This window comes from Spirosoma endophyticum (assembly GCF_900112365.1).
GTDB classification, from domain to species: domain Bacteria; phylum Bacteroidota; class Bacteroidia; order Cytophagales; family Spirosomataceae; genus Spirosoma; species Spirosoma endophyticum.
Genome location: NZ_FOLQ01000008.1, coordinates 1 through 11,661, shown reverse-complemented (window position 1 = coordinate 11,661; position 11,661 = coordinate 1). Strand labels below are relative to the sequence as shown.

Here is an 11,661-nt window from a genome sequence, read left to right as displayed (position 1 = left end):
GTCCACCGATCTAACGGGACAGAAGAACACCAGCCAACAACAAAGTCAGATTCGTTATTTTAAGTATATAGACGGCCCGGCCAAGCCAGTTCCAAACAAGGAGAAACATTCTTGATGAACATGGGTTCAAACTAGCATCACAAAACAGCCGACAACCGGTTTTTGTATGCAACCCAGTTCCAGTCCAGCCGACAAAACACGTAGCGCCCATCAGCGGCTGACCGAACTATATGGCACACAGGCCATTCAGGGCTATTCTGATCCGATGCATGAACTGGTTGGCACCATTTTGTCGCACCGAACGACCCATGCCAATGAAGTGACTGCCTATCGCACCATGCGCGACCGATTTCCGAGCTGGGAAGAGGTTCGGGATGCGCCACTCCCCGATCTGATCAACGCCATACAAGCGGCTAATTATCCCGAAGTAAAAGCGCCTTACATACAAAATCTGTTGCGGCACCTCTTCCAGGAAACGGGGGCGGCCAACCTTGATTTTCTGGGCAAACTATCTACCGAAGAGGCTATGAACTGGCTCATGGCTCTTCCCGGAATCGGCTTGAAGACGGCCACCATTGTCCTGCTTTTCAAGTTTCATAAGCCGGTACTGCCCGTCGATACGCATGTCCATCGGGTCACGCAGCGATTGGGACTCATTGGCCCTAAAGTGAGCGCGGAAAAGGCCCATACATTACTGTTGTCTTACTTACCGCTGGATTCACTGGTGCTCTTTAATTTTCACAAACATTTTTACTGGCACGGACAGCGGGTATGTACCTGGTATTATCCGAAGTGCAGCGAATGCGTGCTACGCGACATATGTGATTTTTATCAATCCGGAGGAACCGCTCTCCTGAGTAGTACGCCGACCCGAAAGAAACCCTTAAATGCTTAGTGAAAAATAAATCGGGATTGTTGGTCCGCTACGTTCTTACCTGCCGATTTACTCTGCAAAACTTGATTATCTGACATTTCCTCCATCGTCCAGAACGTCTGCTTTCCTTTCAACGTAGCTTGCTTCATCATTTCGTCCGCTCCAACGGATGGTCCGCCAACACGTAGTACCGCGTCGCAATGATCGATTAATCGTACGGCTACAGGATGGAAAGTTTCATTGAAGATAGCGTCGCCGAGTTGGGTTAAACCTGCCGTTTTTAATAGCGGTAACGCAACCGGAGCGCCGGACCGTCCATTCGCCACAAATCGGCGTGTGACCTTTGCGGTAAATGGCCAGCGCAGCTTCCTCCATATCGTGCATATTTTGAGCAATAAGGTCGGCCGCGTCGTTTGTGCCCGAGCGATACGGTCCAGCCATGAGAATTAGCATACTAGTTTTGGGTTAGTTGCTGAAGGCGCAGGTATTGCAAGAGCATAATAGTTTTCCCATCCATAATTTCCCCATTGGCGACCATCGCCATCGCCTGACTCAGGGGCAATTCTAGAATATCAATTTCTTCCTCATCGATGCCACCTCCGGCGTTACGTTCGGTATGGGCGGTGTACTGGGCAATGTAAAAAAACAGCTTTTCCGTCACCGAACCCGGACTCATGTAAGCTTCCATTACCTTCTGTACATGCTGAATCCGGTAGCCCGTTTCCTCTTCCATTTCGCGTCGAATCGCGTCATCGGGATGATCATTATCGAGCAATCCCGCGCAGGCTTCAATCAACATGCCGTCGCGGTTACCGTTGACAAACGTTGGTAAACGAAACTGCCGGGTCAAAATAACCGTATCCGTTTGCGAATTATGGAGCAATATGGTCGCGCCATTTCCCCGGTCATACGCTTCCCGCTGCTGGGTTGTCCATTGACCATTTCTACCCAGATACTTGAATGTAAAACGTTTTAGTACGTACCAGTTGTCGGAAAGCAGCTTCTCCTCCGTTATTTGTATGCGTTCAGCAGTCATTTGTTTAAAGTTGTTTGAGTTTGTTTATTTTTGAACAAAACAAATCAATCGCCTATGAATTTCCAACACCGGAAGCGACTTATTGTACAAACGGTAGACGAACGCGGCTCCATTGAAGTCAGTGAATTAGCCGCTTTACTGCAAACGTCGGAGATGACTGTTCGGCGCGATCTGGTTCAATTAGCGGCATCAGGTTTGCTGTATCGAACGCGGGGTGGTGCCATGAAAGTAAGCCTGGCAACTGATACGCATCGGTTTGCCAACAAAATAGCCGTAAATCCCGAGCGAAAAGATTACATCTGTCAACTGGCAGCCAACGAAATTCAGGAGGGCGATGTCATTTTCATGGATTGCGGCAGTACGGTGTTTCGGCTCTGTCAATTCATCCGCAACAAACGTATCACGGTCGTAACGAACTCGTTGCCCATTGTGGCTGAACTAATGTCGTCGGAGGTGACGATTAATTTAGTGGGTGGCGAAGTGGATAAAGAGCGCCAGGCCGTACATGGACTCATTGCCGAAGAACACATGGCCCGATACCGTGCCAATCGGGCGTTCGTCGGGATTGACGGTATTTCGCTCCAGCATGGTCTCAGCGCTAATAGCGAAAAAGAAGCCAGTACTACGCTGGCCATCGCCCGACAGAGTGATAAAGTGTATCTGCTTTGTGATTCGTCGAAGTTAGAAACCAACAAATACCTCTATTTTGCACCATTAAGCCTGTTTAACGTATTGATTACGGATAACGAAGCACCATCGGAAGTCGTGGCGGCCTACCGTGATGCAGGCGTTACGTTGATTAACTGACTTTATTTTCTGCGGATCATACAACGGTCTGAAAACCGTGATACCTCATGTACCAAATCTGGATTGACACTGGTGGCACCTTCACCGACGGTCTCGCTCTTGACCCTAATAGAAGCCTGCACCGCACCAAAGTTTTGAGTAGTAGCCGCTTACGGGGTCAACTAATTAATGGAAAACTCGTTGCGCCCTGGCTTACCGCACCTATTTTTAATGGGTATCAATTACGCATCGTTGAGACAGATGAGGTGTTTACGCTGGAATCACTGCAAGTAAATGGACGTTTTTCCCTGAACGGGCGAATTGATTCGCCCGTTCAGGGAACCGTTGAGCTTTTCACGGGTGAAGAAGCGCCCGTTTTAGCCGCTCGCTTGTTAACGCAAACCCCCATAAACCAGCCATTTCCGAATCTGGAAATGCGGCTCGGCACAACCAAAGGCACCAACGCATTACTGGAACGAAAAGGTGGGAACATAGTGCTGCTCGTTACAAAAGGCTTCAAAGACCTTTTGAAGATAGGCACGCAACAACGCCCGGACTTGTTTCAATTGGCCATTCCACCCGCCGAGGTGCTCTACCATTCAGTCCTGGAAGTAGCTGAACGTATGGCCGCCGATGGTCAGACGTTAACACCCTTATCTGATCAGGCTATTGCCGCCTTGATTACCCAGGTTCAGCAGGCAATGCCGGATGCAGTGGCTGTCTCACTGCTAAATGCGTACCGTAATCCCACTCATGAACAGAAACTTCGTGATGCCCTAAAAATAGCGGGCTTTCCCTACGTAACGATTTCGACCGACGTATCGACGGCCCCACAATACATAGCACGTACGCAAACCGCCGTAGTCGACGCCTATTTGACGCCGGTTATGCGGTCATATTTAGACAATGTGCAACAGCAACTTGGCAACCAACCCGTTCGCATCATGACCAGCGCGGGGGGATTGGTTCGCGCCGATTTATTCCGGCCGAAAGATAGCTTGTTGAGCGGTCCGGCGGGGGGCGTTATTGGGGCAGCCGCCATAGCCGATAGCCTCCTACAGTCAAATACACTAACCCTCGATATGGGCGGCACCAGCACGGATGTTGCCCGCATTCAGGGAAATCTGGATTACCGCTTCTCGACCAAAATTGGGCCATTCGACCTGCAATTGCCATCGCTCGCCATCGAAACCGTAGCCGCTGGTGGCGGGTCGGTCTGCTGGTTCGATGAAACTGGATCGACGTCTGGACAATTGCGCGTTGGGCCACAAAGCGCGGGCGCGAATCCCGGACCGGCCTGTTATGGAGCCGGGCTGCGTTCGGCGAATGAACCGGATCAAACGCCGTTACTGACCATTACGGATGTTAATTTACTGCTGGGCAAACTTGACGCACAGCAGTTTGGCATTCCGATATTTCCAGAAAAAGCACAGGCGGCTCTTGATCTGTTAATTCAGCAAATTGAAGCCAAAACGGGCTCCGCTCCTACCGGGCGTGCGCTGCTACGTGGTTTTGAGCGTATCGCCAATGAAACGATGGCTGGTGCAATCCGGAAGATTTCCGTAGCGCGTGGTTTTGATCCCAAAGAATACGGCTTGCTAGTATTTGGGGGTGCAGGGGGATTACATGGCTGTGCCATCGCGCGTTTGCTCGGCATGGAACGCATCATTCTTCCCTTCGACGGCGGATTACTGAGTGCCTATGGCATTGGACAAGCCCAAATTGAGCGAATGGCATCACGATCGGTGTTGCAACCGTTGTCAAAATTTGAAAGTGAACTACCAGGGTTGGTTGATGAGCTGATTAATACAGCTACTCATTTGCTCAAGCAGGATGTTGGTAACAGCGTACCCGTTTCAACAAAATCAGTTGCTGTATTCTTACGATTATCGGGTCAGGAAGCGACCATTGACGTACCATTCAGCAATCAGTTGGAACCTGATTTTCAGCAGAAGTACCAGCATCTGTATGGCCATTTCCCGGCTGAACGGCCCGTAGAAGTCGAAAGCATTCGGGTTATCGTCAGCACCGTAAGCACCGAAAAGCCGGTGAATAGTCAGCCGGTTAGCCATCGCCACGCCGTTCCGGCAAGGCAGATTGAGGTCAATGGGTACGCCGTTTATGACTGGACTCAATTGCAGGAAGGCGATACGTTCCGGGGACCGGCTCTGCTACTCAACACTACGTCCTCTGCCTTCATCGAATCCGGCTGGCGGCTCATCGTACAGGCCGACAAAAACGCAGTTGTAGACTACATTGAAGACACCGATGAACCAACGGTTGCCGAAACAAACGAAATTATTCAACTCGAACTTTTCACGCAGCGGTTCCGGGCGATTGCCGAAGAAATGGGTGCTCAATTGCAACGTACTGCCTTTTCGGTGAACGTGAAAGAACGGCTCGATTTCTCTTGTGCCCTGCTCGATGCCCGTGCCGAGCTGGTTGCCAACGCCCCGCACATACCCGTACACCTGGGTAGCCTGGGCGTTTGCGCACGACTCATCCTGGCTAAGCTGGCGAAGGAAAATCTACCCCTCGAACCGGGCGATGTTATCATTACCAACCATCCGAAATATGGCGGCTCTCATTTGCCCGACGTTACGTTGCTGAGTGGGGTTTTTGCCGACAGAAATATAGAAGGCACTCCTCAACTCATTGGTTACGTTATCAACCGGGCGCACCACGCCGAAATTGGGGGCAAAGTACCGGGGTCAATGCCGCCCGATGCGGTTTCGCTCGTGGAAGAAGGCGTTGTGCTGGAACCGATGTTCATCGTAAAAGAGGGCATGTTTCAGTGGGAAGGGCCCAGCGGAATAGCCACTCGCTTTACAGATGGGCCATATCCAACCCGCGCGCTAGCCGAAAATCGCGCCGATATTGAAGCCGCGCTAGCCTCACTTCGAGCGGGCGAAACCACCTTACAAACTCTTGTTCAACAGCATGGCTTAGCAACGGTGCATCACTACATGACCCGCTTGCAGCAGTCGGCAACCGATGCCATCAGCACCATCCTGAAACCTCTTGATGGTCAGACGTATTTAGCCGAAGAATCTCTCGACGACGGGCATATCATCCGGGTAAAGCTGACGGTCAACAATGGGCGTATTACGTTCGATTTCACCGGAACGTCGGGCGTGCACCCGAACAACCTGAACGCCAATATTTCCATTCTGTACAGCGCTGTTCTCTACGTCCTTCGGCTGTGGTGCGGCCGTGACATTCCGCTGAATGAGGGGTTGATGGTTCCCGTTGACCTGATTCTTCCCGAAGCTTCTTTTCTGAATCCGATCTTCCCCGAATCGTCTGCGGAATGTCCAGCTGTCGTGGGTGGCAATACGGAAGTGAGTCAACGGTTGGTCGATACGTTGCTAAAGGCGCTGGGACTGGCCGCCTGTAGTCAGGGAACGATGAATAATTTCCTATTCGGCAAGTCGGCTCGAACCGGCGCACCAGTGACCCCGGAACCTTTTGGGTATTACGAAACCATTGGCGGGGGCGCCGGGGCTACCGAAGGTGCCGATGGACGGTCGGCGGTGCACCAGCACATGACCAATACCAAACTCACTGATCCTGAAGAATTTGAACGACGTTATCCTGTCCGTTTGCATCAGTTTGCCATACGTAGTGGTTCCGGAGGAGCTGGTCAATGGCGCGGGGGCGACGGCATTATCCGCGAAATTGAGTTTCTGGAACCGGTTCAGGCGACACTGTTGAGCCAGCATCGTATGGTGGCCCCGTATGGACTAAACGGTGGTGAACCGGGTGCAACGGGTCGCCAAACGTTAATTCATACCGACGGCAATGAAGAGGTACTACCGGGCATTTTCACCCGGGCGATGCATCCCGGCGAGCGCATACGTATTGAAACGCCTGGGGGCGGTGGAGTAGGAATAAACCGGGAATGACTTGTGGAAATTAGGCGTCAAATTGCTCGTTATCTGGGAGATCGTAACTCACTCATGTATGCGTCCAATGTGTTCACTTGTTCTGCTCACTTTTCTGCTGTTGCTCAAAACAGGCGCTGCGTATGCCCAGTCTACGGAGGGCTACAAAGATTTTGTTTTGACGGGAAAGAATGTCCTGCTGCTTACCAAAACAGGCCAGCTTAAATTAATCGACGTAGCATCCGGCGAGCCCGGCATATCCATTGATACAGACGCGCCAATCGTAGCGTTGAGTGCAGATCGTCAGGGAAATATTGTCATCGGCGAAACCAATCATCTAGTCAAGTCCTACGATGAAAAGCAAAAAACGTGGCACCTAGTGTCCCGCTATTCTGGCAAGTTAACCGGCCTTGTTTTTAACAGCCAAAACCAGTGTTTTTTGATAACTGATAAAGGCATTGTCGATGTAGCAGGTAATGCAATCTACTTCCCGGATGCTGCTTTTTCTAAAAATACTGAGATCCGGTACAAGGGTAGCTGGTTTCTGCCACCGGTTTGTTTTATGGACCGTCAGGATAACCTGTGGCTTGGTTTCAATCAGGGCGAATGGGGTGGCGATGTCTTTGTTTTTGATACCCGGAAACGAGTCTTTTCTCCCCTGAAAATGGATAGTCTTGAGATGACAATGAATCCGGTGAGTGGCTTTTGCGAGGACCCACAAAACGTTTATATGTCGGGTGGCATAGCACACTTGTTTAGGAGACACGGCAGCATTGCCAGGTTTACAAACGGAGTGGCTACGTCCGTTTTGCAAGCAGAAGACCGTGAAACAGAAATAGAGACTATTTCCAAAGATCCCAAAACCGGCAAGAAACAAAAGGGAATGTTAATAGGCTGGCGAGGTGGACACCAAATTGGTCCCAGCGCTTACAATCCTGTTAATAAATGCCTGTATTTCTACTCCCAGAATGGATTTTTCAAGGGTAAATCAGGCACAGATTTATCGAGCATAAAACAATGGAATAACATCCTCAAACCAGCGCTTACCTGGACTGGAGGAAGCCCCTATGCCGCTGGCCCTGCGATGAACGTACTAAAAATGCAGTTCACGGCCGACGGTACGTTGCTTTTCTTAACCGAACACGAAGGACTTGGTATTTACGAAGGAAAAAAGCTACGCTTTGTTCGCTGAGTAAGGGGGATTGACCTTCCCCGAAGGCTCATTTATGAAGCCAGTTAGCGTACTGAACTTGCATAACAGTGTATTGAAATGTTATTGGTTGGCTAACAAAGGTTATATCTGCGTGGATTCGGAATTACTCTGAAAGTGAATAACCGGCACATAGTAATCAACACAAATTCTTTTTTTACTACCTTACACCACAAACTGTAAGGTAGGTAAGGAGTAATTACACTCCTGCTATTCGGCCTTATAAATTGCCACCTTATTACACCCGTAATATGCCTACAACATTACGTCTAGCGGTCAGTTTAAGCAGGTTCAACCCGATTTCTTTCCATTCTACTGGTAATAGCTGCCTATCCAATTGGCTGAGTACGTTGCTCCTTATCACACTGACGCATTCGGCGTGGGGGCAATGTTTCGCCCCCCCTTCCACCATCAAGGTGAGTGGACCTTTGGCAGTAGTAGTAAGTGACTTTACTGGAGATGGCAAAAATGACCTGGCAATGGGAAATGCCAATGCATCGTCAATATCGATTTTACCTGGCAATGGCGACGGAAGCTTTGGTACGACCATAACCATTAAAACGAGTGGGATTAGCCTGAATCAGCTACTGGTAGGTGACTTTAACGGGGATGGCAGGCCCGACTTAATGGCCGGCCTTTTAGATCGATTGTCTACTTCTTCGAGATTTGTGTTGTTGCTAAATAAGGGCAACGGGGAATTTGGTCCTGAAACTAATATTAGTGGCGGTAATTCAGTAGTTGGCGACTTCAACGGAGATGGTAATCTTGATATAGCGACAGATACTTATTTCGCAATCACAGTACAATTAGGTAATGGCAAAGGAGAATTTATCACTAAATATGACGCTTATGTCAAGAAGAGCGATTTAGGCTTTAATTCGATAGCTCTAGGAGAGTTTAACGGGGATGGCAGGCCTGACTTGGTGAAGATAGAGGTTAAGTCTGGAATCGGGTGGATACTGCTGGGTGATGACGGAGGAAAATTTGGCGCTACTTCATCAGACCTTATCAGGCTAGATCTGAATCAGTTGCCATTGTCTGTAGTATCAGGTGATTTCAACCAGGATGGCCGAATTGACATAGCGACGGTTGGCAATTTACAATCGAACACTATTTCTGTGTTACTCAACCTTGGTAACGGGACCTTTAGCTCTCCAACCAACTTAGCGCTGGAAAAAAGCCCAACATCCGTAAATGTAAATGATTTCAACGGAGATGGTAAGCTTGATATAGCATCGACCAGTAATTCGAACACGGTATCGGTGCTGTTGGGGAATGGCAACGGAAGTTTCGGCACGGCTGTCAATCTAACCACAAACAATGGCATTAATTCGATGGCTTCGGGTGATTTTAATGGGGATGATAAGCTTGATCTGGTAACGGCAGGCAACACTGTTTCGGTATTTTTAAACTGTACTGCCTTTGTCAACACGGCACCCGTGTCAATTACCAATGTCAATCAGGTATCTACGATAAGCCAACCCTTCTCTTATACCCCGAATGCTTTCATCGATTATCAAACGCCTACTAAACTAACCTACTCGGCTAACATCAATCCGGCCAACGGCCTCAGTTTTGACGCCACAACCCGGCTTATTTCGGGTACGCCTACCAGCACTGGTGTGAGCAATGTTACTATCACCGCTGTGGACCCTGGTGGGCTATCGGCCGCTACTAGTTTTTCCATTACCATTACGACCAGAACTCCTCCTCAACCCACTATTAATGGCAACCAAAATGCCACCGTAGGAACAACATTCTCCTATACCGTCAATGCCTTTACTGATACCGAAGCCTCCAGTTCAATCAGCTATTCAGCTAAAATTATTCCTCCTAACGGCTTACTTTTTAATCCTGCCACACGTATCATTTCCGGCACACCTGTGAACGCAGAGCAGAGTAGCGTAAACATTATCGCGACTAATTCAATCGGACTTTCGTCAAGCACTAGCTTTACTATTACTGCATCGTGCAGCCATCCGGACTACGCGGCTTTGGTGGATTTTTACAATGCAACCAATGGGCCAAACTGGCCTTCCGGCAGTAACTGGCTGAAAAATTGTAATCCCTGTACCTGGGATGGTGTCACTTGTACTGACAAGGGCAGGGTAAGTCAACTCAGATTGGATAACAACCCGTTAGTTGGAACTCTTCCAGCCAGCCTGGGCACCCTTACCAACTTACAAACGCTCATTCTTAGCGATAATCAGTTGAGTGGCAGCATCCCGGCCAGTCTGGGTATGCTGACTAACTTACTACATCTTGATCTATCAAACAATCTATTTACCGATAGTATTCCGTCTAGTTTTGGCTCATTAAAAAGTATACAATCTATTCAACTAAATAATAATAAATTGAGTGGCAGTATCCCAGCCAGTTTGACAACGCTCCCTTATCTCCAATCTTTAATAGCAAGCAACAATCAGCTAAGTGGTAGCATCCCGACCAACTTAGGTGCCCTCCCTGCCCTGTCGACACTTATTTTGTACTCAAATCAGCTAAGTGGTTGTTTACCAGCCAGCTTGTCGGCACTGTGTAGAAATACGGTTGATTTATCGAACAATTCGGGATTGCTTGGCGGGGGAGATTTTGCTGCGTTTTGCGCGAATAGTATAGGCAGTTGTACGCCCATTAACACTCCTCCCCGCCCCACTACCAATACGGATCAAATTGCTACGGTGGGAATTGCGTTTTCCTATACCGTCAATGCCTTCACCGATGCAGAAACCCCCAATTCGCTTAGTTACTCGGCTAGCATTACTCCAGCCAATGGGCTGATTTTTGATGCAACTACACGAGTGATATCAGGTACTCCCATCAGCGGAGGGGTGAGCAGTGTGACAATTACTGCCATAGGACCTGACAGACTTTCGGCCAAAACCAGCTTTATTATATCGGTCTGTACTGGTTCCAATGCGGAATCTGCGGCCTTATTGGATCTCTACAATGCGACCAATGGGCCAAACTGGAAGTCCAAAACCAACTGGCTGACCGGTTGCAATCCCTGTGGGTGGTCTGGTGTTACGTGTACCAATGGTCGGGTAACTGGGCTCAATCTATATGACAATAACCTAAGAGGGAGTATCCCAACCAGCCTGAGCGCCCTCACCAATCTACAAGATCTTAACATGTCGGTGAATCAATTAGGCGGCAATATACCTGCCAGCTTAGGTACGTTATCAAACCTGATAAACCTTGTATTGAACAATAATCAACTGAGCGGCAGCATTCCTGAAAGCTTTAGCGGACTAACGAATACTAGTGCTATTCATCTCGAAAATAATCAATTGAGTGGCAGCATCCCGACCAGTCTGAGTGCAGTTTTAAAATTATCATATCTTTCCATAAGGAATAATCAACTGAGTGGCAGCCTGCCGACCAGTCTAAGTTCACTCACCAAGCTACAATCTGTCGATCTGAGTAATAATCGATTGACTGGTAGCATACCAGACAGTTATAGCGTATTAACTAATTTAGAGCTTATTAATCTGAGCAATAATCAACTGAGTGGTAGCATCCCGGCTAGCTTTGGTGTATTACTTACAGATTACTGGACATACATCCATTGGGGCGTCAAAAGTGATTGAGCAATGGATTCCAAGTAGCGGATAAATTGAGCTAATGATTGTACATGACGACGCAGACTGGTGATGCCTTGCCGAAAGAACGAAACGGACATGGAATGGCTCCCATTTCGGTACACCTTCTGCTTCAAGGAGCCTTTTTCAAACGCTTCTTTTAAGGATAATACATAAGCCATTACGACGATGGCAATGAGTAACATGATCTTACCATCGTTTTTGAAGTTGAGGTCTTCAATCGGGGCCGCCCGTGCGGTTGAATCCCTGAGTTTTGAGATGTTTAAAACAGG

Annotated in this window: 8 protein-coding genes and 1 pseudogene; 5 read left to right on the top strand and 4 right to left on the bottom strand. The window is 48.8% G+C overall.

The window, feature by feature from the left end:
* Positions 1-166 precede the first annotated feature (166 nt).
* Complete coding sequence (locus BM202_RS19695; protein WP_093829279.1) at positions 167-895, top strand: endonuclease III domain-containing protein; 729 nt, start codon at positions 167-169, stop codon at positions 893-895.
* Here BM202_RS19695 and BM202_RS38750 read toward each other — a convergent pair.
* The 3 genes from BM202_RS38750 to nudK form a co-directional block, all read right to left on the bottom strand.
* Positions 892-1,026 carry a hypothetical protein gene (locus BM202_RS38750; RefSeq protein ID WP_262507699.1) on the bottom strand — a complete coding sequence of 45 codons (135 nt, stop codon included), beginning with the start codon at positions 1,024-1,026 and terminating at the stop codon, positions 892-894. The two genes, BM202_RS19695 and BM202_RS38750, sit on opposite strands and share 4 nt — an antisense overlap.
* Before the next feature lie 85 nt (positions 1,027-1,111).
* Complete coding sequence (locus BM202_RS37830) at positions 1,112-1,327, bottom strand: hypothetical protein (RefSeq protein WP_218160587.1); 216 nt, start codon at positions 1,325-1,327, stop codon at positions 1,112-1,114.
* Position 1,328: 1 nt separating this feature from the next.
* Entirely contained in the window at positions 1,329-1,910 is a 582-nt protein-coding gene (gene nudK, locus BM202_RS19685) for a GDP-mannose pyrophosphatase NudK (protein ID WP_093829277.1), read from the bottom strand.
* A gap of 54 nt (positions 1,911-1,964) precedes the next feature.
* Here nudK and BM202_RS19680 point away from each other — a divergent pair, with 54 nt between their 5' ends.
* From BM202_RS19680 to BM202_RS19665, 4 genes are all read left to right on the top strand, one after another.
* A complete protein-coding gene (locus tag BM202_RS19680; protein WP_093829275.1) occupies positions 1,965-2,717 on the top strand; it encodes a DeoR/GlpR family DNA-binding transcription regulator in 753 nt (250 codons plus the stop codon).
* 47 nt (positions 2,718-2,764) lie between these two features.
* Entirely contained in the window at positions 2,765-6,601 is a 3,837-nt protein-coding gene (locus BM202_RS19675; RefSeq protein ID WP_093829273.1) for a hydantoinase B/oxoprolinase family protein, read from the top strand.
* A 58-nt stretch (positions 6,602-6,659) separates the two neighbouring features.
* A complete protein-coding gene (locus BM202_RS19670; protein ID WP_143100718.1) occupies positions 6,660-7,772 on the top strand; it encodes a ligand-binding sensor domain-containing protein in 1,113 nt (370 codons plus the stop codon).
* A gap of 368 nt (positions 7,773-8,140) precedes the next feature.
* Positions 8,141-11,377, top strand: a complete 3,237-nt coding sequence (locus BM202_RS19665; RefSeq protein ID WP_177236632.1) for an FG-GAP-like repeat-containing protein — start codon at positions 8,141-8,143, stop codon at positions 11,375-11,377.
* Here the strand turns inward: BM202_RS19665 and BM202_RS19660 are convergent.
* Positions 11,338-11,661: pseudogene (locus BM202_RS19660) on the bottom strand (hypothetical protein); the annotation flags it as partial. The gene BM202_RS19665 and the pseudogene BM202_RS19660 overlap by 40 nt on opposite strands.

Excerpts from the sequence above, each read along its gene's own strand:
- BM202_RS19670 (WP_143100718.1), top strand. The coding sequence starts at position 6,660 with ATGCGTCCAATGTGTTCACTTGTTCTGCTCACTTTTCTGCTGTTGCTC.
- BM202_RS19695 (WP_093829279.1), top strand. The coding sequence starts at position 167 with ATGCAACCCAGTTCCAGTCCAGCCGACAAAACACGTAGCGCCCATCAG.
- BM202_RS38750 (WP_262507699.1), bottom strand. The coding sequence starts at position 1,026 with ATGATGAAGCAAGCTACGTTGAAAGGAAAGCAGACGTTCTGGACGATG.
- BM202_RS19675 (WP_093829273.1), top strand. The coding sequence starts at position 2,765 with ATGTACCAAATCTGGATTGACACTGGTGGCACCTTCACCGACGGTCTC.
- BM202_RS37830 (WP_218160587.1), bottom strand. The coding sequence starts at position 1,327 with ATGCTAATTCTCATGGCTGGACCGTATCGCTCGGGCACAAACGACGCG.
- nudK (WP_093829277.1), bottom strand. The coding sequence starts at position 1,910 with ATGACTGCTGAACGCATACAAATAACGGAGGAGAAGCTGCTTTCCGAC.
- BM202_RS19680 (WP_093829275.1), top strand. The coding sequence starts at position 1,965 with ATGAATTTCCAACACCGGAAGCGACTTATTGTACAAACGGTAGACGAA.